The 21,107-nt window shown below is 67.2% G+C and carries 22 protein-coding genes; 6 read left to right on the top strand and 16 right to left on the bottom strand.

Annotated elements, in window-relative coordinates; translation table 11 throughout:
- Positions 1–21 precede the first annotated feature (21 nt).
- The gene (locus tag E1261_RS07405) at positions 22–996 is read left to right on the top strand and encodes an aldo/keto reductase (RefSeq protein WP_132403921.1); all 975 of its coding nucleotides are present in this window, start codon (positions 22–24) and stop codon (positions 994–996) included.
- Here the strand turns inward: E1261_RS07405 and E1261_RS07400 are convergent.
- From E1261_RS07400 to E1261_RS07385, 4 genes are all read right to left on the bottom strand, one after another.
- Positions 985–2,007 carry a LacI family DNA-binding transcriptional regulator gene (locus E1261_RS07400; protein WP_132403917.1) on the bottom strand — a complete coding sequence of 341 codons (1,023 nt, stop codon included), beginning with the start codon at positions 2,005–2,007 and terminating at the stop codon, positions 985–987. The two genes, E1261_RS07405 and E1261_RS07400, sit on opposite strands and share 12 nt — an antisense overlap.
- A gap of 68 nt (positions 2,008–2,075) precedes the next feature.
- Positions 2,076–2,339 carry a hypothetical protein gene (locus tag E1261_RS07395; protein WP_132403914.1) on the bottom strand — a complete coding sequence of 88 codons (264 nt, stop codon included), beginning with the start codon at positions 2,337–2,339 and terminating at the stop codon, positions 2,076–2,078.
- Positions 2,340–3,411: 1,072 nt separating this feature from the next.
- The gene (locus E1261_RS07390; RefSeq protein WP_132403911.1) at positions 3,412–4,260 is read right to left on the bottom strand and encodes an ABC transporter permease; all 849 of its coding nucleotides are present in this window, start codon (positions 4,258–4,260) and stop codon (positions 3,412–3,414) included.
- Entirely contained in the window at positions 4,257–5,138 is an 882-nt protein-coding gene (locus E1261_RS07385) for an ABC transporter ATP-binding protein (protein WP_132403908.1), read from the bottom strand. The genes E1261_RS07390 and E1261_RS07385 overlap by 4 nt, the downstream gene beginning before the upstream one ends.
- A 121-nt stretch (positions 5,139–5,259) precedes the next feature.
- Here E1261_RS07385 and E1261_RS46260 point away from each other — a divergent pair, with 121 nt between their 5' ends.
- Positions 5,260–6,096, top strand: coding sequence for a GbsR/MarR family transcriptional regulator (locus E1261_RS46260; RefSeq protein WP_165952407.1), 837 nt, complete (start codon positions 5,260–5,262; stop codon positions 6,094–6,096).
- Here E1261_RS46260 and E1261_RS07375 read toward each other — a convergent pair.
- Positions 6,017–7,171 (bottom strand): NAD(P)/FAD-dependent oxidoreductase, encoded by a 1,155-nt coding sequence (locus E1261_RS07375; protein WP_202874421.1) that lies wholly within the window; start codon positions 7,169–7,171, stop codon positions 6,017–6,019. The genes E1261_RS46260 and E1261_RS07375 overlap by 80 nt on opposite strands.
- 85 nt (positions 7,172–7,256) lie before the next feature.
- On the opposite strand from E1261_RS07375, the gene E1261_RS07370 reads away from it, so the two are divergent.
- Together E1261_RS07370 and E1261_RS07365 are read left to right on the top strand one after the other, a co-directional pair.
- Complete coding sequence (locus E1261_RS07370; RefSeq protein WP_132403902.1) at positions 7,257–8,864, top strand: DUF8189 domain-containing protein; 1,608 nt, start codon at positions 7,257–7,259, stop codon at positions 8,862–8,864.
- An 88-nt stretch (positions 8,865–8,952) separates the two neighbouring features.
- Positions 8,953–10,413: an alpha/beta hydrolase gene (locus E1261_RS07365; protein ID WP_132403899.1), complete on the top strand. Its 1,461-nt coding sequence runs from the start codon at positions 8,953–8,955 to the stop codon at positions 10,411–10,413.
- On the opposite strand, the gene E1261_RS07360 is transcribed toward E1261_RS07365, so the two are convergent.
- On the bottom strand, positions 10,410–11,153 hold the full coding sequence (locus E1261_RS07360; protein WP_238176063.1) for a hypothetical protein: 744 nt from the start codon (positions 11,151–11,153) through the stop codon (positions 10,410–10,412). The genes E1261_RS07365 and E1261_RS07360 overlap by 4 nt on opposite strands.
- 128 nt (positions 11,154–11,281) lie before the next feature.
- Entirely contained in the window at positions 11,282–12,109 is an 828-nt protein-coding gene (locus E1261_RS07355) for a SigB/SigF/SigG family RNA polymerase sigma factor (protein ID WP_132403893.1), read from the bottom strand.
- 279 nt (positions 12,110–12,388) lie between these two features.
- On the opposite strand from E1261_RS07355, the gene E1261_RS07350 reads away from it, so the two are divergent.
- Positions 12,389–12,622 (top strand): DUF397 domain-containing protein, encoded by a 234-nt coding sequence (locus E1261_RS07350; RefSeq protein ID WP_132403890.1) that lies wholly within the window; start codon positions 12,389–12,391, stop codon positions 12,620–12,622.
- 167 nt (positions 12,623–12,789) lie between these two features.
- Here E1261_RS07350 and E1261_RS07345 read toward each other — a convergent pair whose 3' ends face one another.
- Positions 12,790–12,978 carry a hypothetical protein gene (locus E1261_RS07345; protein WP_132176115.1) on the bottom strand — a complete coding sequence of 63 codons (189 nt, stop codon included), beginning with the start codon at positions 12,976–12,978 and terminating at the stop codon, positions 12,790–12,792.
- Between the two features lie 23 nt (positions 12,979–13,001).
- A complete protein-coding gene (locus E1261_RS07340) occupies positions 13,002–13,193 on the bottom strand; it encodes a hypothetical protein (protein WP_132403887.1) in 192 nt (63 codons plus the stop codon).
- Positions 13,194–13,662: 469 nt separating this feature from the next.
- Here E1261_RS07340 and E1261_RS07335 point away from each other — a divergent pair, with 469 nt between their 5' ends.
- Positions 13,663–14,535 (top strand): helix-turn-helix domain-containing protein, encoded by an 873-nt coding sequence (locus E1261_RS07335; protein WP_132403947.1) that lies wholly within the window; start codon positions 13,663–13,665, stop codon positions 14,533–14,535.
- 282 nt (positions 14,536–14,817) lie between these two features.
- On the opposite strand, the gene E1261_RS07330 is transcribed toward E1261_RS07335, so the two are convergent.
- From E1261_RS07330 to E1261_RS07300, 7 genes are all read right to left on the bottom strand, one after another.
- Positions 14,818–15,678 (bottom strand): helix-turn-helix domain-containing protein, encoded by an 861-nt coding sequence (locus E1261_RS07330; protein WP_132403884.1) that lies wholly within the window; start codon positions 15,676–15,678, stop codon positions 14,818–14,820.
- A gap of 16 nt (positions 15,679–15,694) precedes the next feature.
- Complete coding sequence (locus E1261_RS07325) at positions 15,695–16,609, bottom strand: alpha/beta fold hydrolase (RefSeq protein WP_132403881.1); 915 nt, start codon at positions 16,607–16,609, stop codon at positions 15,695–15,697.
- A 17-nt stretch (positions 16,610–16,626) separates the two neighbouring features.
- On the bottom strand, positions 16,627–17,328 hold the full coding sequence (locus E1261_RS07320; protein WP_132403878.1) for a TetR/AcrR family transcriptional regulator: 702 nt from the start codon (positions 17,326–17,328) through the stop codon (positions 16,627–16,629).
- A gap of 15 nt (positions 17,329–17,343) precedes the next feature.
- Positions 17,344–18,561, bottom strand: a complete 1,218-nt coding sequence (locus tag E1261_RS07315) for an FAD-dependent monooxygenase (protein WP_202874413.1) — start codon at positions 18,559–18,561, stop codon at positions 17,344–17,346.
- 88 nt (positions 18,562–18,649) lie between these two features.
- Positions 18,650–19,276 carry a DUF2461 domain-containing protein gene (locus E1261_RS07310; RefSeq protein ID WP_132403872.1) on the bottom strand — a complete coding sequence of 209 codons (627 nt, stop codon included), beginning with the start codon at positions 19,274–19,276 and terminating at the stop codon, positions 18,650–18,652.
- Between the two features lie 31 nt (positions 19,277–19,307).
- Positions 19,308–19,910, bottom strand: a complete 603-nt coding sequence (locus E1261_RS07305) for a response regulator transcription factor (RefSeq protein ID WP_238176062.1) — start codon at positions 19,908–19,910, stop codon at positions 19,308–19,310.
- A gap of 59 nt (positions 19,911–19,969) precedes the next feature.
- The gene (locus tag E1261_RS07300) at positions 19,970–21,088 is read right to left on the bottom strand and encodes an epoxide hydrolase family protein (protein ID WP_132403866.1); all 1,119 of its coding nucleotides are present in this window, start codon (positions 21,086–21,088) and stop codon (positions 19,970–19,972) included.
- Positions 21,089–21,107 lie beyond the last annotated feature (19 nt).

Here is a 21,107-nt window from a genome sequence, read left to right as displayed (position 1 = left end):
TCACCTGGTTGGCTCAACGCCATGGAGACGCGGAGCTTGGGACGAGTAGGGATCGAGGTCAGTCCGGTCGGGTTCGGCTGCTGGGCGATCGGCGGTCCGTTCAGCAATCCGGCCGGTGATCCGCTGGGGTGGGGCGAGGTCGACGACGACGAATCGATCCGGGCGATCCGGCGGGCGATCGAGCTCGGCGTGACGTTCTTCGACACCGCTGACGTGTACGGCGCCGGCCACAGCGAGCGCGTTCTCGGCAAGGCGCTGGAGGGCCGCCGGGACCAGGTGGTGATCGCCAGCAAGTGGGGCAACACCTTCGACGAGACAACGCGAGTCATGCACGAGCAGGACGGATCACCGGAGTACCTGCGCAAGGCCGTTCAGGCCTCGCTGGACCGCCTCGGCACCGACTACCTTGACCTCTACCAGTTGCACTTCGACACCAGTGACGAGGTGGCGCTGCCGTTGCGAGCTGCCTGTGAGGAACTAGTTGCCGAAGGCCTCATTCGCAGCTACGCCTGGAGCACAGACACTCTGCGCAGTGCCCAGTTGTTTGCCGAGGGCACCCATTGCTCAGCGATCCAGCACGAGGCGAGCGTTCTGCACGACGCCCCGGATTTCTTCGCCTTCTGCGAGCAGGCCGACCTGGCCAGTATCAACCGGACCCCGCTCGGCATGGGCATCCTCGGCCGGCGCGACGCTACTCGGCCGGCCACTGGTGCGGATATCCGCAGCCTGCCGCCGTCCTGGCTCCGCTTCTTCGACAAGGGCGGCGTACCGGCACCGGAGTGGTGGGAGAAGGTGTCCGCGATCCGCGAGGTGCTGCAGAGCGATCGGCGCACCCTGGCCCAGGGCGCGCTGGCCTGGTTGTGGGCGCGCAGTCCGCAGACTGTTCCGATCCCCGGCTTCCGGACGGTAGCGCAGGCCGAGGAGAACGCTCGTGCCCTCGAGTTCGGACCGCTGAAACCCCAGCAACTGCAGGAGATCGCCGGCCTACTGGCCTGATCTCGTCGTACCCCGTAGCACCAGGCGCGCCGGGACGGTCAGCTCGTGCGGACCGGCCGGCTCGGCGCCGCCGAGGTGCGCCAGCATCCGGGACGTGATCTCCTCGGCCATCTGCTCGTGGCCCGGATTGATCGATGACAACGACGGCACCAGGTACGCCGCCTCGTCCAGATCGTCGAACCCGATCACCTGCACGTCGGCAGGCACCCGGAGCCCCGCATCCGCCAGCGCCCGGAGCGCTCCCATCGCCACCACATCGGTCAATGCGAACACCGCGTCGAACGAGATACCGCGATCGAGCAACGACCGGATCGCGTCGTACCCATCCTGTAGCCCGAAGTTGGACGGCACGTTCAGCAACGGATCGACCGGCACGCCGGCCTCCTCATGCGCGAGTGCGTAGCCGCTCGCGCGCAGGCCCGGCATGGTCGCGCTCCCGGACGGATCACCGCCGATCATCGCCACCCGCCGGGCACCGGTCGAGAGCAGCTGCTCGGTCGCCATCCGGGCACCACCGATGTTGTCCATCCGCACGTGGTCGAACCGCGAGGGCAGTGCCCGCTCGCCGATCATCACCACCGGCGCATCGGTGTTCAGCCGGGACAACTCCCCTGGGTCGATGTCGACCACGCTGAGGATCAGGCCGTCGTACATCCGCAGCCGCGAGAACGCGACCGCTTCGAGCTCGCCCTCGCGACTCGCGCCGGTGCGCTCCATCACGATCCGCAGGCCGTGCGCGTCGAAGCGATCCGCGAGCCGTCCGGCCAACTGGGCGAAGTACGGGCGCTCGAGCTCAGGCACGGCCAGCCCGATCACGCCGGTCCGGCCGGCACGCAGGTGCCGCGCAGCCAGGTTCACCTGGTAGCCGAGCTCGGTGATCGCGGCCAGCACCCGCTCCCGGGTCGCCGCACCGACCCGCGGCCGGCCGTTGACGACGTTGGACACGGTCATGGTCGACACCCCCGCGGACCGGGCGACGTCAGCCATCGTCACCACGGAGGCCTTCTTCATACAGGCCACCCTAGAGGTCTTTGGTCCCCTGTATACGGCCTGCCTGACGGGCTAGTCCGCAAAGGGAGTCAGGAACCGATGTGGGTACGGCGTTCCCGGACGGCCGCGAACCCGAATCCGGCCACGGCGATCAGCAGCCCGCCCCCGGCCAGACCGGCGACCAGATTCATCCGGTGATCCAGCCGGGTGTCGCACTGCATCGGCGTGATGCCCTTGTCCGGCGCGTACACCGAGCCACAGCTGACGCTGTCGACATGCAGCGGCCGAATGGCGAGGAACAACCCGGTCAGCAGCAGGAGCACCCCCACCGCGCCGAGTACCTTGCTCAGCACTGCCCAGCTCTCGGCAGGTCCCGAACCAGGCCGCGCGTCGGACCTTGCCGCAGGCTCAGCAGACTCGACTGCCTCCGAAGGAGGGCAGACAAGCCCGACCGAATCGCGGTGGTCAGACCCTGCATGCACGCTCACGCTCCCTGGACGCCTGTCAGATTTGATCAAATCTAACGCGCCTAGCGCCCCTGGCTGAAGCCCAGCCCCATCCGAACGACCAATCTTCACTCATTCCTAACGATCCCCCGCCCTACCGACGATCCACCGCCCTAACCGGTTCACGTCCCGGCCGCTCGATCAAGGCCGCCCCCACACACAACGTCCGAAGAACCCGCAGGCCAGGTCACCGAACCGCCGGCCGACTCCTTCATTCGGCAAGGCGTACCGACGAACGGGTAGAGGTAGGCCGTCAGGCGATCCGCTGAGCCTGAACCCGCTCACAGACCGCCGCCGACCGCCACCACTACCCGCCCGCCGGTACACAAAGCCACGTCGCCCGCCAACGTCCGAAAGATCGGAGGGCCCGTCTCCGACTGTTCGGACGTTAGCCACCGCTCCGAGCTAACGTCCGAAGGATCGGAGGGCCCGTCTCCGGTCGTTCGGACGTTAACCACGACCCCCGCCAACGTCCGAAAGATCGGAGGGCCCGTCTCCGGTCGTTCGGACGTTAACCACGACCCCCGCCAACGTCCGAAAGATCGGAGGGCCCGTCTCCGGTCGTTCGGACGTTAGGAACCCGCAGCGAGCGGGTCGCCGAGTCCCTGCCCCAGACCGGTTGGGGAGGAACACTGGCCGGTCAGAGTGAACACCCACCCCAACCTCCAGCAATGAGTCCCGTCTCACCCGCCGGGAACTCAAACTTCCACACCCGACCACGGCTTCACGTTGCTTGGGGCTGAACCTTGAGCACCCATCAACCACACGAGCGCCGCCCAGACGGTCGAACCGTGCTCAAGGTCGACCGGTCGGCTCGCCTTGGGCACGCATCGACCACTTGCCGGCCGCGTACGTGGTTGAACCGTGCTCAACGTCGTACTGGGTCGTGCGGAGAGCCCTTGGCCGGCTGGCGAAAGGGTCATCTGACGGCGCTTCGGAGGGCTCGTTCTCGGCGGTCGGCTACTGCTGAGCCGGACTCGCGGCGTGCCATTCGGCGGAGGACGATCGGCGCGAGCAGTAGCCCGGCTACCGCCCAGAGTCCGAGAACGCCGGCCGTCTCGAGGTGCCGCCAGGATTGGGTGACCTCGACAACGACCGCTTCGTCGGGTAGCAGCGCCGAGCGCATGCCGAGTCCCATCCAGTAGATCGGGGTCAGCTGACCGATCCACTCGAGCCAGGTGGGGAGTGCGGTGAGCGGGTAGAAGATGCCCGAGATCGCGATGAAGCCCAGCATCGGCAGCTGGATCAGCCCCTGCGCCCGGGCGGTCGTGAAGACCGATCCCAGCACCGCGCCGATCGGCAGCGTTGCAATCAGCCCAAGTAGAAGCACCCAGATCAGAGTGAACCAGCCGGCGGCATCGACGGCGAGCCCGCCGACGATGATCAGCCCCGGAATCAGGACGATCAGGAGATCGACCAGCAGCGAGCCGGCCACCGAGACGACCTTGCCGATCAGGTAGCCGAGCATGCCGTGCGGTGTCGCCTTGGCCCGCAGCAATGTGCCGTCCTCCCGATCGCCCGTCAGTTGCTGACTCATCGCGACCATGCCCATCGCCGCGTTCATGCCGAGGATGCTCGGCAGGGCCAGCGCGCCGAGCAGCAACCCGCTCGATCCGAAGTCGCGGTGCCGTAGGAAGAACAGTGCAGCCAGGGTGAGCGCCGGCCAGAGGAAGTGACTCACCAACTCGGGCCCATTCATGAACGACTGCCGCAACTCGATCAGCCCACGCCGCCAACCGGCCCGGATCGCTGCGCTTCGGGGCGTCATGCCGCTACCTCCTGACCGCGCACGAGCGCGAGATAGGTGTCTTCCAGCGAGGCCCGGCGGACCTCGAGTTCGCGGAGCTCTTCGCCGTACTGGGCGAACAGACCGCGGACGAACTCCGTCGAATCAGCGGTCCGCTTCCGGAATCCCTGCCCGCCCACGCTCCACCGCACCTCGTCTTCACCGGCGATGGCGGTCGTGAGCTCGCTCGGTGTCCCGACGGCGACGATCCGGCCGCTGGTCAGGATCATGATCCGATCCGCGAGCCGGCTCGCCTCGTCGAGGTCGTGGGTGGTGAGCAGGATCGTCGTTCCGTACTCCGTAGCCAGCCGACCGACCAATTCGTGGAACTCACGCCGCGCCTCGGGATCGAACCCGGTCGTCGGCTCGTCCAGAAACAGCAACTCGGGCCGCCCGACGATGCCGATCGCCACGTCGAGCCGCCGCCGCTGACCACCCGAGAGCGTCCGGATCTTGTGATCCGCGCTCTCAGCCAGACCGACCGCGGCGAGCAGTTCGCCGGTCGGCCAGGGCCGCACGACTCCAGCCGTCGCGTACGGCGTGTAGTACGAACCGAGGTGTTGCAGCAGCTCACCGACCCGCCAGTTGCCGTGGTCCCGCCACGACTGCAGCACGATCCCGACCCGCGCCCGCCAACTCTCATCGGCCTCAGCCGGATCGGTCCCGAGCACCTCGACCCGCCCGGCCGAGCGCAGCCGGAAGCCCTCAAGGATCTCGATCGTCGTGCTCTTCCCAGCACCATTCGGCCCGAGCAGCGTCAGCACCTCCCCCGCCCGAGCCTCGAACGACACCTCATGCAGAACCTGGACCTCGCCGTACTGCATCTGCAGCCCGTCGACCGTCACTATGCCTTTACTCATGCCCGAAAGCTACGTTGCGTTTATCTCGCAAGAAAGCTCACTGAGCGGCAGCTGTGCAATCATATGAAGCTGAATGCACTGATGTTGCAATGACTAGAGATGAATGCTCGCGGAGGATCCCATGCCAGGTGGCCGGCTGACCCAGCAGGAACGACGGTCGATCGCGGCCGGCCTGAGCGAAGGCCTCGGGTACGCCGAGATCGCGCGGCAGCTCAACCGGCCGACCTCAACCATCAGCCGGGAGATCGCACGCAACGGCGGCGCGCGCGCCTACCGAGCCGACCATGCTCACTACGCCACCTCGTTCCGGGCCCGGCGGCTACGGCCGCAGAGCCCACCACCGTCCGGTGACACCCATCAGTACGCCGAGCGGTTCGCCGCGATCATGGTCGAGGGTGGAGTCCCCCGGATGGCGGCGCGGGTGCTCGTCCAGCTCTACACCGCGGAGAGCCGCAGCCTGACCGCGGCCGAGCTCGTCAGTTCGCTGCACGTCAGCCCAGCCTCGATCTCGAAGGCCATCGGCTATCTGGAGCAGGTCGGGATGCTGCATCGCGAGGCTGATCCGCGCCGGCGGCTGCAGCACTACGTGATGGCCGAAGACGTCTGGCAGAAGGCGTGGCAGGCCAGCTCGCGCACCAACGAGAGCTGGGCCGGGATCGCGGCCGAGGGGGTCGAGTTGTTCGGTGCCGACAGCCCGGCCGGCCGGCGCCTCGCGCTGATGGCCGACTTCTTCCACCAGCTCGCCGACGACATGAGCGGCGGGCCCGGGTTCGCCGTCATCGACGATGCGCTGACGATTCTCGCGGCGTACCGGGAGGCCGGTCGGGTGCTCGACGCCGACCGGGTGGCCGCCGTACTGGACTGGCCGGTCGACCGGATCAAGACCGCGCTGGACGTGGCGGCGGTTGCTCGCCTGTCCCCCGAGCAGCGAGCAGTCCTCGCAGCAGGCGCGGAGTGATCGTGCCCTCGGCCAGGCCGAGTTCCACCAGGTCGTCGAAGACACCCTGATCGGCCGCGGCTGCCCGGATGCCACGGGTGAGCACGTGCGGGGAGTTGGTGAGGTAGGCCGTCAGCGCCGTATGGCGGATGTGCCGGCCAAGGAGTTTGCGGACGCTGCGGTCATAGCGGCGACTGGGGTCAGCCTCGTTGCCACGAAGGGATTCCGCGACCGCGCGACCAGCGAGGAGACCGGTTGCGATCGCGTAGTAGATCCCCTCGCCGGTCATCGGATTGATCAGACCGGCCGCATCACCGGCGAGCAGCACCCGTCCCTTGGTCGGTCGCCAAGACCAACCGGTGAGCGGAAGATGGTGACCTTGCCACTCGCTACCACCGGCCGTGGCCCCCGGAAGAAGAGCCTCCAGCTGGGCAAGCAGTTCGGCGCGGGTCGGATGCGGACGGTCGGCGGCGAGACGTTCGCCGTACCCGACGTTCGAGAGACCGTCGCCGCGATCGAAGGACCAGGCGTACGACGGTTGCCGGCCGGCGCCGTACGCGATCACCTGACTGGCGGCGCGTCCCGGCGGGGTCGGCGCGTAGCCGCGAATCGCCAGCGCGACCGGACCGGGCGGTACACCGAGTTCCCGCCGTACGACGGAGTGCGCCCCGTCCGCACCGATCACACAGCGAGCCGCCAGGTCCTCGACCATGAGCGATCCGGGCCGGAGGTCGAGTCTGCGCACTCGGCGGCGAACGAATTGAGCACCCGCTGTCTGGGCAGCCGCCACCAGTCGCTGATCGAAGACTGCGCGCGGGACGACCCAGTTCGGCCGGGCCATATCGCGCTCCACTCCGACCGCCCCGTTGGTCAGCACGAAGCGCCGTACCGGGGTCCAGTCGTCGACCAACCCGGTCACGCCGACCGCAGCGAGGAGGTCGAACACGTGCGGAGCGATCCCGTCGCCGCAGGTCTTGTCGCGCGGAAAGTCGTGGCGGTCCACTAGTAATACAGACAACCCCGGGTCGACCGCGAGCGCGCCCAGAGCGGCCGCGGCCCCGGCCGGTCCGGCGCCGACGATCACCAGATCCCACACGGCTCCAGTCTCCCATTGGTCTAGCCGGTGTTCGAGGGTGTTCGAACAGGTTCACGCCGACGATGCTGACCGCGACCATCGAGGGATGAGAATCCGCCTCCTCGCGGCCGCCGTACTGATGTTCGGAGCCACCCTGGTCGCTCCGGGTACGGCGCAGGCCCGCGATCTGCAGATAGAGAGTGTCGCGAACGGCCCGATCTCGCGGCAGGAGATGCTGCTGCGCTCCGCGTCGTGGATCCGCGACAAGGTGCCGTACAGCCAGGACAACGGCAGCCCGCACGTGAACGAGTTCGGCAGCTACCGCCGCGACTGCTCGGGGTTCCTGTCGATGGCCTGGCACCTGAGCAGCTCACTCAGTACGGCGACGCTGCCGTCGGTGATGCGGCAGATCACGTACGACGATCTGCAGCCGGGCGACGCGTTGCTGCGGCGATCGGGTGGGGTGAACCACGTCGGCCTGTTCGTCGGGTGGTACGACACGGCGCGGACCCGGCCGAAGGTCCGTGAGGAGTACGACTTCGGCCATATCGCCGAGGAACGGATCTGGACGAACAGCTACTTCAAGACGTTCACGCCGTACCGGTACAACAAGGTGGTCGGGGCGACCACGAGCCCGGGGTCGTCGATCGGTCAGGACGTGACCGGGCGGCTGATGCGGTTCGAGGCGACCGCGGACGGCGCCGTCGAACTGACCGAGCAGACCGGCCCCGCGACGACCACCTGGCAGACCGGCACGATCGACCCACCGGGTGGCGTCGTTCCCGGCGTACCGATTGCGACGGCGGCCGACTCGATCGGGCGGGCGTACTACTTCGCACGAACGCCGGACAACAAGTTGCGGACCGGTTGGGAGAGCACCCCGGGTGCAGGACCGTGGCTGTCGGCAACTATCGAGCCGACCACCGACCACGATGGTGCCGAGACCGTGCAGCCGGTCGGGCGGCCCGCCGCGGCGATCGATGCCCGCGGCAAGCTCACGTACTTCGTCCGGACCAGCGACGGCCGGCTTCTGCATGGGTGGCAGGACCAGCCGGGTAGCGCGGCCTGGCATGCGACGATCATTCGGGATGGTGCGGGCGTCGCCGTACAGCTCGATGGCGATCCGGTGGTCTCGCAGGACGTGCACGGTCGCATCGCGTTCCTGGCTCGCACCTCCGACGGCAAACTGCGCTATGGCCGACAGGCCGCACCGGGTACCGGTCCGTGGGTCGTCAGCACCCTGGCGGCGACCGGCATCGTCGGCAACCCCTCGGTCGGTCTCGATGTTTCGGGCAAGCTCGTCTACTTCGCTCGCGGCACCGACGGCAAACTGCAGCACGGCTGGCAGTCGACGCCGGGTGCCGACACCTGGCTGTCGACCGTGGTCCCGCCGACCACCGATACGGACGGCATCGAAACCGTGCAGCTCGCGGGCGACCCGGTGGTCAGCCTGGACAACAGCGGCAAGCTGACGTACTTCGTCCGGACCACGGACAGCCGCATCCTGCACGGCTGGCAGGACGTCCCTGGCTCGGACCCGTGGCACGCCACGATCATCCGCGACGCCACCACGAACCAGGCCGCCCCGGCTCCCGTCGACCCGGTCCTCTACACAGACTCGGCCGGCAAACTCGTCGTACTGATGCAGGGCACGTGGCTCTACCAGCACGCGCCCGGCACCGGGCCTTGGCACCTTCGGGCAATCGCGGGGTAGCGCCGGAACTACCTCGATCAGGGTCCTTGGGCCACTGCAGACGCTGGAGTCCAGCTCTAGCGTCTGCAGTGACTCCAAGGAGGGGACGATGAAACTACTGCTGGCGCTGGCGCTTCTGGGCGCATCGACCAGTACGACGGCCGTCGCGCAGGCGACGCCGATTGGGTGGCATCAGTGCGCGCTGAACGCGAACGATGCCGAAGGCAAGGCTCTCGACGAGGCCGGGGCGCAGTGCGCTGAACTCGAAGTCCCGCTGGACTACACCCGACCGAACGGACCGAAGATCACGCTGGCGATGTCGCGGATCAAGGCGACCGGTGATCGGATCGGCGCGCTCGTCCTCAACAACGGCGGGCCCGGTGGTCCGAGTCTGAGCGCGGCGCTGGACCGGCCGGACGTGATGGGGACCGTTGGTCAGCGGTACGACCTGATCGGGTTGGATCCGCGGTCCGTCGGTCGCAGTACGCCGATCGATTGCAAACTGCCGTTCGCCGGCTGGCCGTGGGCAGGCGGCAGCACGCGTGCGTCGTACGCGGAGAGTGTGGCGATCCAGGCCGATGTCGCGAAGCGGTGCACGCAGAATGCCGGCTCGATGCTGCAGTACATCAACACGCGGAACACTGCGCGCGACATGGACCAGGTCCGGGTCGCGCTCGGCGAGCAGAAGATCTCGTACCTGGGCTACTCCTACGGCAGCTACCTCGGGGCTGTCTATCTGCAACTGTTCCCGGGGCGGACCGATCGCGTCGTACTCGACGGTCCGGTGAACCCGCAGACGTTCGGGCCGCGACTCCTGCAGGGGAACGGTGCGGTGAACGAGGACAACCTGCGGGCTTGGGCGTCCTGGACAGCCGCCCGGAACTCGACGTACCAGCTGGGCGCGACCACCCGCGAGGTGCTGGCCTCGATCGACCGCGTCTATCGCCACGTGCGGACGACCGAACTGGAGATCGGCGGGCACAAGGTCGGCGAGGGGCTGCTGCCGATGCTGTTGTTCGTGTCGATCAACGACGACCGGGAGACGCCGCGCGCCGACGCTGCCGTCCTCGTCCAGTCGTTGGTGAAGGCGATCGATGGGCCGGTGGAACCGCGCGCCGACCTGGGCGAACTCCTCGATGTGATCCTCTCCCCCACGATGTCGCAGACCATCAGCGCCCAGACGGCGATCGTCTGTGGCGACCGGGCGGCTCCGCGTGATCCGCAGGTCTACTGGCGCGACATCCAGACGCACCGGTCCCGCGAACCGCACTACGCGCCGCTCACCCGAAGCATCTCGCCGTGCGCCTTCTGGCCGGTGCAGCCGCAAGAGGCGCCGACCAAGATCGCGAACTCCGAGCACGCACTGATCGTCGCCGCCGAATACGACCCGCGGACTCTCTACGCGAACGCCGCGACTTTGCGGAAGAGCATCAGCAACTCCCGGGTGCTCACCGTGCAGAACGCGCGGAAGCACGGAATCTTCGGTGAGTACGGCAACACGTGCGCCGATCAGAAGGTGACGTCGTACCTGATCAGCGGCAACCTGCCGGCGATGGACGAGAGCTGCTAGTAGCCCGGTCGCCTTCCAGGCTTGTTAGTACGGCGAGGCGTCGTACGGCGTGGGCGGGGTGTCAGGCGATCTGCGTGGCCCCCGCCTGTCGGGGCTGATGGGGTGACCGGCCGCGCCTCGTCCAGGTCGACCACCTTGGGTGGCGGCGGGACGAAGAGCGGCTTGGTCCTCTCCTCTACTACTGCCGGCGGCGTCGGCGCCCGGGGTGCTTCTGCTCGGGCGACCGACTCCTTGCTGGCGCGCGGCACGATCGCTACGGCGGCAGCCGCGACCGGAGGCCGGATCGCACGACGTCGCAGCTTGGTGCGAAGCTCAATCCCGAGCGCGTCGATCAACCGGCTCCAGGCGACGAGCATCAGCGCGACCGCGAAGACCGTACACCCGGCGAACAGGATCGACTGGAAACCGGCTGCCCAGTCCGACGGGCCGGTACGGGACATCGCGGCGAGCATCGCGACCACCACCGCATTCGTGAGGCCGACGGCAACAGCGACCCCGACCGTGCGGAGCAACACCCGCCGCTCCAACCCGACATCGTCGGCCGCGGCCACCAGCCCGGCGATCAACCCGGCCAGAACCGGCACTGTATAGACAAGCGCCAGCGTCAGGCCCGGGCTGGCGACCAGATAGAACACGTCGAAGACCAGGGCCGTCCCGGTCAGGGCTGCCGCAAAGCAGACCACCATCGGCGGATACGCCCGCACAATGGCAGCCGCGTCCGCCGGCACCGTCCTGATCATCCCGAACGCCAACCCACCGGCCCTTCCACTCTTCCCCCCATTGTGCCGCCTCCCGCACCTGCAATAAGCAACGACCGCAGGCGAGTCGGGTCACTCCCACCTCGAGCACCGTTGCTGGGGGCAAAGGGTCAGGCAGCGGTGGGGAGGGGGGTCAGTTTGGTGCGGAGGTCGTCGAGGGTTTTGCGGAGGACCCGGGAGACCTGCATCTGGCTGACGCCGATGTCCTTGCCGATCTCGGACTGGGTCCAGCCTTCGACGAAGCGCAGATGCAGGATCCGGCGTTCGCGTTCGTTGAGATCGGACAGGATCGGCTGCAGCATCTCGACGGTTTCCAGCTGGTCGATGCTGTCGTCGTCGGAGTCGGCGACCACGTCTGCCAGGGTCAGGTCGGCGTCGGTCTCGGCCGGGCGGTCGAGGGACAGCACGTTGAAGCAACCTTTCGCGGCCATCGCCTGCTCGACCTCGGCCACTTCGACATCGAGGCAGTCGGCCAGCTCGGCCGGGGTGGGTTCGCGGTTGAGTTCCTGCTCCAGCTCCGGCAGTTTGCCGGCGATCGTGCCCTGCATCTCCTGCAGCCGGCGCGGGATCCGGACGGTCCAGGCGCAGTCGCGGAAGTACCGCTTCACCTCGCCGCGGATGGTCGGGATCGCAAACCCGATGAACGGCGTCTCGGCCTCGAGCCGGTAGTGGTGTGCGGCCTTCACGAGCCCGAGGTAGGCGACCTGCTCCAGATCGTCGGCCTCGGCACCCCGGCCGCGGAACCTTCGGGCGATACCGCGCGCCATCTCCAGATTGAGTTCGACGACCTCTTCGAGCAGCTCCTGCCGCTCGGCCTCGTCGGTGCTGGCGGCCCGGCGTTCCATCAGCTCCCGGGTGGCTGCTTCGCGAGCGGCCCGATCGGCCGCGGTCGAGCACTGAAACGTGGTGCTGCTGCCCTGCAATGAACGGTTGAGCATTGGATGACCTCGCGACTGTCTCGTCACGGCGTGGCTCTTAGCTGAACCACGGTCATGCCTGCTCGTAGCCCGTACCCATCTCGCGGGATCGCATGCACCCACCGCTCAGGGTCCGATTTCGCTCACTGATCGCGACCGAACGGCGTGTTCGAACGGTCGCTTGAGCGCGACACGGTGACAGCAAGTAAGGGAGCGGACACGAGACCCTCAAACGTGTACGATGCAAATGCAAGCCCAAATGCACGTGCATATGCCAAGGACGTACGGAAGGTGCAGCTGATGACTGCTATCTACAACGGCATGCCCGGCGACTCCATGACCGAGCTGGACTGGCGCAAGAGCCAGCGGAGTGGCCCCAACGGCAACTGCGTTGAGGTGGCGAAGCTGCCGGGCGGCGGCGTGGCGATGCGGAACTCGCGTCACACCGACGGACCGGCGCTGGTATTCACCAAAGCGGAGATCGAGGCCTTCCTGGGCGGCGCCCAGGACGGAGAGTTCGACTACCTCGTCTGACCTCGGGGTCAGACGATCGGAAAAAGACCAGGGCCCCTTCGCCAGGCGAGTGACGAAGGGGCCCTTTTCCATGCCCTCTTTGAGGTACGGGCGCAGACAACGTCGAAGGCCGGCCCTCGGAGGGAGGACCGGCCTTCGGTGTTACCGGGAATGCTTGCTGCTACTACCTACTGAACGGTGAGCGGCCAGAGCTGTTCACTGCTCGGAAGCTCGGACGCCTTGCCGGTGGCGGCGTTGTCCACCGTGATCCGGAGACCGGTGAACTTGGGCGTCATCACGCGCTGGTACCGGGAGGCACGGTCAGGCTCGGCCAGGTACTCCGCGATCAGATGATCTCCCAGCCAGATCCTTACCATCTTCCGTCCTCCTCGGTCCGTGTTCATGGGGCCAGGCTCACGATGGGGTCACCGTCGAGCTGACGGACACCGCGCAACCAGCCTTCGAAGGCCCAGCGCTGCTGCTCGGGGCAGCGCGCCACCAGCTCCTGGATCTCCCGCTCAGTCAGCTCGTCGGGCGCGCGTCCGCCTGCATAGGCGGTGTGCTCGGCTACCTCACTGTCGTCGTCAATCATCGACTCGGGTTCCCCAACCAGTCATGCCGGTGCGCTCGTCACCAGCGATCTGTAGGACCGGCCTACCGGCTCTCTCGATGTCACCAAGTGCGAGAGCCAGCTCACCTTCTGTGCATGATTCAATCATGGCGTCGGCACGCTGCGAATGCAAGCGCCCGATGCACGTGCATCCGCACGTTTTCCGTTTCGAGACCCAATTCGGCCACTTCAGGCGTGATGTGGGCCCACGGAGGGGGCGCCGAACACTGTTCGAGAGCCCGTGAGGGGTCGAGTTTGTCTTGACAAGAAAGCCGCTCGCCGACCACCCTGGATCACCGAACGTCACGACCGATGGCGATTCGCGTGGCTTATGTAAGAACTTCGGCAGATTCGGTGACGGACATGCGATGATGTCTGCCTGCGGGACCGGTTCACCCCGGAACCGCGCTGGGGTAGCTGAGGACTGAGCCACTGGGGGCCGGAGGTGAGTGTGACGGAGTCGGGCGCGCAAAGCGGACCGACAGCGCTCCGCATCATCCTCGGAGCGCACCTGCGCCGGATGCGGGACGCCGCCGGGATCAGCCGGGCGGACGCCGGGTGGGAGATCCGCTCTTCGGAGTCGAAGGTCAGCCGGATGGAGCTCGGCCGCGTCGGCTTCAAGGAGCGGGACGTCCGCGACCTGCTCACCCTCTACGGTCTGGACGACGGGGACGAGCGGGAGCGCCTGCTTGCCCTGGCCCGTGAAGCGAACAACCCCGGCTGGTGGCACCGGTACGGCGACGTGCTGCCGAGCTGGTTCCACTCCTACCTCGGTCTCGAATCGGCCGCCGCCCTGATCCGTTCCTACGAGTTGCAGTTCGTGCCCGGTCTGCTGCAGACCCAGGACTACGTCCGTGCGGTCGTTCAATTGGGGCGCGGTCTGGTCACGGCCGAAGAGGTCGAGCGTCGCGTCACCCTGCGGATCAGCCGTCAGGACGTGCTGACCCGTCCGAGCCCTGTCCGGCTGTGGGCTGTTATCGACGAGGCAGTACTGCGCCGGCCGATCGGCGGCGTGAAGACGACGATGATGCAGCTCGACCACCTCATCGAGATGAGCCAACTGCCGAACATCACCCTGCAGGTGATGGGTTTCGGTGCCGGAGGCCACGCGGCCACCGGCGGTGCGTACAGCATCCTCCGCTTCCCCGAGCCCGACCTCGCCGACGTCGTCTACATCGAGCACCTCACCAGCGCCCTCTACCTGGACAAGCTGGAAGACCTCGACCAGTACACGGCGACGATGGAAGCGCTGTGTGTCGCGGCACCGCCGCCGAACAAGACCCGCGACATCCTCGCCGGCATCCGCCGCGACTTCGACGCCTGACGGTAGCTCCGCGATCCCCCAGTCCCAGGCGGTTGCGGTGGATCGGACCGCGGAGATGGGAAGCGGGACGGACACGGGCGTCAGGGATCCAGCATGCCCGCCCCGCTGCTCAGGGACCCTTGATCCGTTGAAGGAACTTGTGGTCGTCATGGAACGACCGTACGGATGGTGACGGTGTTGTCACCATCCGAATTTGGGCCGCTGATCGGGGTCGGCCGCCGTCCGTTGGGAGCTCTCGTCGTACCTATCGACAGCGAAAACGCGAGGTTGTGGACAACTGGGCTACCGAGCGATCAGTCCTGCGATGAGGGTGCTGGTGTCGCGCGGGCTCAGGGCGGTGGCGCGGAGCTGGTCGAAGACGTAGCTGTAGCGGTCGATCTCGGATTCCAGTTCCAGGAAGAGGTCGCCTCCCCAGCGCTCTTCGTAGATGAGATCCGGTACGCCGGTGCCGAAGATGAGGCGCGCGAACGACCCGTTCATCCCGGCATGGGCGCCCTTCTCGAACGGAATGACCTGCAAGGTGACGTTGGTCCGTTCGCTCAGCTCCAGCAACTTGCCGAGCTGAGCACGCATGATCTCCCGGCTGCCGACCACCCGGTGCAGAGCACCCTCGTCAACCACCGCCCAGAACTGCAGCGGCTCAGCATCCCGGCTCAGGATCGCCTGCCGTTCCATCCGCACCTGCACTCGCCGCCGCACAGCCTCTTCCTCGATCGGCAGACCGTCGACCATCGTCGCCCGGGCGTATTCCTCGGTCTGCAGCAGGCCGGGAACGAGCAGCGTCTCGAAGTTGTGCACCGCCTTCGCCTCGGACTCGAAGCTGATGTAGGTCGCGTACCCCTGCGACAGCTCGTGCGAGTACTCGCGATACTGCCGGAGCCAGCCAGGTGACTTCGCCCCACGAGCCAGTTCGATCAGCTCAGCCCGGCGCCCGGCCGGAACGTCGTACAGGTCGAACAGCGTCTCGAGGGTGCCGTTGTGGGGTTTGGCATGGCCCTTCTCGAGTCGCCAGAGCGTGCCCTGATTGACGCCGGTCTGCTCCTCAACCTGCTCACGGGTCAGCTTGGCCGCTGCCCGGAAGGCTGTCAGTTCGGCGGCCAGGCGGCGGAGGCGCACGGTGGGTGGGCCTGGCGATCTCGGCATCTCCCCATCGTACGAGTCAGAGTCCCTTCAGGAACTCGAGAAGCGCGGTGTTGACCACGTCGGGTTGTTCTTGCTGGGTCCAGTGGCCGCAATTCGGTACGTCGATTGCCCCGCGGAGGTTCGGGACGATGGCGCGGGCGGCGGCGTCCAGCGGATACAGGTGGCGGACGCCGTCGTTCTCGCCGCTGATATACAACGCAGGCGGAGTGATCGGGGCGTCTTGCCAGGCTGCGGTCTGCTCCCAGTTGCGGTCGAGGTTGCGGTAGTAGTTGAGGCCGCCGGTGAACCCACTGGCGGTGAACTGGTCGACGAAGACAGCCAGATCCTCAGCCGGAAGCCAAGCAGGCAACGTGGACGGGTCGAGGAACCGACCGGCGAAACCTGGGGATGGTTCGGGAGCAGGCGCGCCGGCGTAGATGCGGCGGAGTGCACCTGGAATGTCCTTGCCCAGCTCGGCATCCGCGACACCGGGCTCCTGGAAGTAGTTCTGATAGAAGTCCGGGCCGAAGCGTTGTTCGGTGGCGGTCAGCGGCGGCAACGCACCCCGCGGGATCGGCGGCACACTGATACCGACAACTCCTCGTACGACGCCCGGCCGCAGCAGCGCGGTGTTCCAGGCAACGATCGAACCCCAGTCGTGGCCGATGACAACGGCTTGCTCCTCCCCCAGTTCATGGATGAGAGCGACGACATCGCCGACCAGGTGGAAGATCGAGTACTGGTCAATCGCGCTCGGCCGGTCGCTCCCGCCGTACCCGCGTTGATCCGGCGCGACGGCGTGATAGCCGGCCTCGGCGAGGGCTTCGAGTTGGTGGCGCCATGAATGCGACGTTTCGGGGAAGCCGTGCAGCAGGAGGACGAGTGGGCCTTCGCCCTGCTCAGCGAGGTGAAGGTCGATGCCGTTCAGCCGGACAATTCTGTTGCTGGGCAAGGTTTCTGGCTCCTCTGTTATTTACCGATGGATTCCAGGAGTGCTGCGCGCTTGATCGCGAGCTCGGCGAGGGCTGCGTCGGCGGTGGCACGGACGTCGCCGGGCCCGGGTTCTTCGGGACCGAGCAGCGCGGTCACCGCGGCGGCGATCACCCGGGACGGTTCGCGGACGGAGATGATCGCGAGGGTCCGGCGTTCGACGGCTGTGTTCAGGAAGCCCACCAGCAAGGCCTGTAAGGCATAGGCCTGCTCGTCGAACTCCCAGTCGGTGCGAGCGAGGCGATGCCGACGCCAGACCGGCAGGGCGACACCCACCATGGCGGCAGGACCGAGGGTCTCCAGGAGTTTCGCACTGCGCGGGTGCTGGGTGAGAACGCCAAGCAGGTCATCGTCCTCGGTCTGCAGCGCGCGGATGAACGGATGCTCGACCGTGCTCTGGACCATCATCGGCACCAGCCGGCTGGGACGCGCGACCTCGGGGTCGGCGGCCAGGCGCGCGGCGGACTCGTCGAGAGAGGCCATGAAGTCCCGGCCGAACAACCCGACCAGCAGGTCCTCGCGGGTGCTCCAGTGCAGGTAAATGGTGCCCTTGGCAACATGTGCCCGGTCCGCGATCTCCGCGACCGTCAGCCCCTTGACCCCGCGCTTGAGCACCAGCTCCCGCGCGGCCCCGAGAATGCGTGCCGCGCTGCCGGATTCCTGCTCGGCCAGTACCGCCATCGTTCGTCCTTCCGTTCACACCCGCGCGATGTCGAGGTCCTTCATCCGGCCGGACTTGTTGTGGGTCCGGACGAACTTCAGCACCTGCGAGGCTACCGGCATCGTCATCCCCCGCGTCATCAGCCGGCGCACCGTGATCTGCTTGCGGTTGGGCGTGAAGATCGCGGTCTGCTGGATGCCCAGCTGCTGGTAGTAGCCCATGTGCGGGCGCAACTGGCCCTCCCACTCGGACAGCGCGCGCCCGACATCGTCGTACCGGCCGAGCATGGTCCCGAGCAGGTCCGCTCCGGCCAAACCTGCGGAGACGCCCATCCCGGCGTACAGAGTCACGCACCAAGCCGAGTCACCGACCAGTACGACGCGTCCCTCGTGCCAGCGGTTCATATGTACCTGCTCGACCGAGTCGAACAGCAGATCGTCGGTGGCCTCGAGCGCTTCCAGAGCTGCACCCAGTACGTCGCCCGTCGGATTCGGACCGAATGCCTTGCGCACGCGGACCGCCGGCGGCTCGGTGAACTCGGCGTCCACGTCGTCGGTCTGATAGCCGAAGAGCACCGTCGGTGCGTGGTCGGCGAACGGGAACACCCACAGCGAGCGGTCGGGCTCCAGCAGGGTGAGACCGTCGTGCAGCGCGAGTCTGCCGAGCCCACCGGGCAACTGGAACGCGGCGATCATGTAGTTGAGCCGATGCAGGTAACGCGTATCAGGCCCGAACGCCAGCTTGCGAACCGTCGACCGCAGACCGTCCGCACCGACAACGAGGTCGAAGCGCTCGGTGGCGCTGCTGCCGTCCGCCGTGTTCGTCAGCGTAACGTCCACGCCGTCGGCGTCCTGCTCGATCTTGGTCGGCACCGTCGAGTAGCGAACCTCAACGCCCGCGGGCAGCGCCTCGAACGCGGCCTGCTCGACATCACCGCGGACCATCAGCCACGGCTCGCCCGGAATATCGCGGAAGCCGATTCCTGCCCGCCACTCACCGAACCGATCGGCGTCGTAGTTCCGTCCGTCGTACGCCGTCCGGTCGTGCAACAGATCCAGGATGCCGAGCCGCTCGGCCGCGGTCTTGCCCGCGCCGAACAGACCGACGAAGTACCCGCCCGAACGCCGTTGCGGCGCCTTCTCCACCAGAACCGGCGTCCAGCCGGCCCGGAGGAGCGCGAGTGCTGTCGACGTGCCGCTGATGCCGAGCCCAACAACCAGTGCCCGGCGCTGCCGTTCCGTTGAAGTGGTCATGACTCCCACATTAGACGCACTGACCAAATTCGTCATTTGGTTCATTACGTGAAGCGCGTCACTCCCCGCGACCGGCTCGGTACGGGGTTTAGGTGTTGTCGGTCAGCCAGGTCAGCAGGGGCTGAGTCGCCTGCCAGTCGGCCCGGATCACGTCGGCCAGCTCCGGCGTGTGGATGACAGGCTCGAAACCGTAGGACTTCACGACCGTCAGGGACTTGTGCCGCAGAAGCTCGATCCGCGGGTGCTCGGCGTCATAACCACGCGGACTGGTCTTGAGCCGATCGCCACCAACCGTCCACCCGGCTGCGGTGAGATCGTCCAGCAGTTTCTCGAGCTGCTTGCCCCGACGGTCGTCATCGATGGCAGTCCGAACCCGGGCCAGCCGCTCCGAGTTCGCCTCATAAAACCCCGCCGCCACCCGAACCCCGGGAGCCGACACCTCGACGTACCAGCCCGTTGCCGGCGCCAGGTCGATGAACGCACCCTGGTGAGTCTTGTACGGCGTCTTGTCCTTGGCGAACCGGACATCGCGGTACGGCCGGAAGAGTTTCGCCTTACCGAACTCGGCTTCCAGCTCGGCCAGCAGCGCCGCCATCGGCGCTCGCACCGACTCCTCGTAGACGTGCTTGTTCGCCGTCCAGTAGGTCTTGCTGTTGTCCATCTCGAGGTCGTCGTAGAAGTCCAGCGCTGCCGCCGGGAAACCGGTGAATCCCATGCGGGCAACCCTAGTCCGGCCTCGGGACAGTTCAGATCCAGCCCGCCCGCTCGGCCTTACGGACCGCCTCGATCCGGGTCCGTGCCTGCGTCTTGGTGAGGATGCGGGACAGGTAGTTGCGCACCGTCCCCGAACTCAGGCACAGCTTCCGCGCCACCTCCTGCGCAGTCGCGCCGGTGGTCACCAGCCGCAGCACCTGGCGCTCGCGATCGGTCAGCGGATTGTCGTCGGCCCGGAGCGCGGCCAGCACCAGCTCCTGATCCAGCACCGTCTGCCCGGACGCGATCCCCCGGATCGCCGTGACCAGCTCGCCGGGTGACGTATCGGTCGCGATCAGCCCGACCCGCGGCGTCTGGCGGATCAGCCCCAGAATGCTCGCTGCCGGCAGATCGCGATCGGACAACATCAGTACGGCGGTCAACGGCGCGCGCCGCATCACAGTCTCGACCCGAAGGTCGCCTGGCAACTGGGCGTCCAGCACCAGTACGTCGGGCTGTTGCCGCGCGGTCGCGAGCAGCACCTCGTCGGCGTGCTCCAGCACAGCAACAACGTCCAGATCAGTTTCAGTAGCGAACACCGTGGCCAATGCCCCACGCAGCAATGCGCCCCGGTGTCCGAGCAACACTCGGATCACGGCCCCGCCCCCCATGACGATGTTCCGCCAATCTGATGGCCCCCCAGCCGATGCCTAGCTTAGGTAAGACTCAGGAAGAACGCACGTACGTCCCCGACGAAAACGGCCATCTGTTCCATGGCCGCAAAGTGCCCGCCGTGCGGATGGCTCGTCCAGCGGACGATGTTGTCGGTCTGCGCGACCTTGTGCCGTAACGGGATGAAGTTCTCGTGTGCGAGGTCGAGCAACGCGGTCGGGGTGGTCGAGATCAGATCTCCGTACGACGCGTGCGCGCGCTCGTAGTAGATCCGGCCCGCTGACCCCGCTGTCCGGGTCAGCCAGTAGAGCATCACGTTGGTGAGCAGATGATCACGGTCGATCTCGGTCGCCGGATCGCTCCACGCCACGAACTTCTCCGCGATCCACGCCAGCTGCCCGACCGGCGAATCCGTCAACGCATAGGCCAGGGTCTGCGGTCGGGTCGACTGCAGATCGGCGTACCCCTGCTCCTCCTTCGACCACGCCTGGAACCGCCGCCACGACGCCCAGGTCCGGTCCCGCTCGGCCTGGTCCAGCGGCTCCAGCTCGGCAGCCGTCGGTTCCGAGGTCGCCCCGGCGCCAGGGATCAGATTGAGATGTACGCCGATCACCCGCTCGGGGTGGATCCGCCCGAGTTCGCGCGAGATCGCGGCACCCCAGTCGCCGCCCTGTACGCCGTACCGGTCGTAGCCGAGCTCGTTCATCAGGACGGCCCAAGCGCGCGCGATCCGCTGGTACTCCCAGCCGCGGTCGCGGGTCGGCCCGGACAGCCCGAAACCGGGGATGCTCGGGATGATCAGGTGGAACGACTCCAGCAGCGGGCCGGCGACCTCGGTGAACTCGACGATCGAGCCGGGCCAGCCGTGCGTGAGGATCAGCGGGATCGCATCCGGCGCGGACGAGCGGAGATGGGCGAAATGAACCTGGGCGCCATCGATCGTGGTGGTGAACTGCGGCCACTCGTTCAGCCGGGCTTCGGCTGCTCGCCAGTCGTAGGTGTCGCGCCAGTAGGCGACCAGATCCTGCAGATAGGCCACCGGTACGCCGTACTCCCAGCCGGCGTCGGGGATTTCGTCGGGCCAGCGGACCAGGTCGAGCCGGGTCCGCAGGTCAGCCAGTTCACTGTCGGGCACGGCAAGCCGGAAGGGTTCGATAGTCATCCCCGACACCTTCTCGCGC

This window comes from Kribbella albertanoniae (assembly GCF_004348455.1).
Taxonomy (GTDB): domain Bacteria; phylum Actinomycetota; class Actinomycetes; order Propionibacteriales; family Kribbellaceae; genus Kribbella; species Kribbella albertanoniae.
This window is presented reverse-complemented; position numbering and strand designations above follow the sequence as displayed.

Excerpts from the sequence above, each read along its gene's own strand:
- E1261_RS07405 (WP_132403921.1), top strand. The coding sequence starts at position 22 with ATGGAGACGCGGAGCTTGGGACGAGTAGGGATCGAGGTCAGTCCGGTC.
- E1261_RS07400 (WP_132403917.1), bottom strand. The coding sequence starts at position 2,007 with ATGAAGAAGGCCTCCGTGGTGACGATGGCTGACGTCGCCCGGTCCGCG.
- E1261_RS07390 (WP_132403911.1), bottom strand. The coding sequence starts at position 4,260 with ATGACGCCCCGAAGCGCAGCGATCCGGGCCGGTTGGCGGCGTGGGCTG.
- E1261_RS07385 (WP_132403908.1), bottom strand. The coding sequence starts at position 5,138 with ATGAGTAAAGGCATAGTGACGGTCGACGGGCTGCAGATGCAGTACGGC.
- E1261_RS46260 (WP_165952407.1), top strand. The coding sequence starts at position 5,260 with ATGCCAGGTGGCCGGCTGACCCAGCAGGAACGACGGTCGATCGCGGCC.
- E1261_RS07370 (WP_132403902.1), top strand. The coding sequence starts at position 7,257 with ATGAGAATCCGCCTCCTCGCGGCCGCCGTACTGATGTTCGGAGCCACC.
- E1261_RS07365 (WP_132403899.1), top strand. The coding sequence starts at position 8,953 with ATGAAACTACTGCTGGCGCTGGCGCTTCTGGGCGCATCGACCAGTACG.
- E1261_RS07360 (WP_238176063.1), bottom strand. The coding sequence starts at position 11,153 with ATGATCAGGACGGTGCCGGCGGACGCGGCTGCCATTGTGCGGGCGTAT.
- E1261_RS07355 (WP_132403893.1), bottom strand. The coding sequence starts at position 12,109 with ATGCTCAACCGTTCATTGCAGGGCAGCAGCACCACGTTTCAGTGCTCG.
- E1261_RS07350 (WP_132403890.1), top strand. The coding sequence starts at position 12,389 with ATGACTGCTATCTACAACGGCATGCCCGGCGACTCCATGACCGAGCTG.
- E1261_RS07345 (WP_132176115.1), bottom strand. The coding sequence starts at position 12,978 with ATGGTAAGGATCTGGCTGGGAGATCATCTGATCGCGGAGTACCTGGCC.
- E1261_RS07340 (WP_132403887.1), bottom strand. The coding sequence starts at position 13,193 with ATGATTGACGACGACAGTGAGGTAGCCGAGCACACCGCCTATGCAGGC.
- E1261_RS07330 (WP_132403884.1), bottom strand. The coding sequence starts at position 15,678 with ATGCCGAGATCGCCAGGCCCACCCACCGTGCGCCTCCGCCGCCTGGCC.
- E1261_RS07320 (WP_132403878.1), bottom strand. The coding sequence starts at position 17,328 with ATGGCGGTACTGGCCGAGCAGGAATCCGGCAGCGCGGCACGCATTCTC.
- E1261_RS07315 (WP_202874413.1), bottom strand. The coding sequence starts at position 18,561 with ATGACCACTTCAACGGAACGGCAGCGCCGGGCACTGGTTGTTGGGCTC.
- E1261_RS07310 (WP_132403872.1), bottom strand. The coding sequence starts at position 19,276 with ATGGGATTCACCGGTTTCCCGGCGGCAGCGCTGGACTTCTACGACGAC.
- E1261_RS07300 (WP_132403866.1), bottom strand. The coding sequence starts at position 21,088 with ATGACTATCGAACCCTTCCGGCTTGCCGTGCCCGACAGTGAACTGGCT.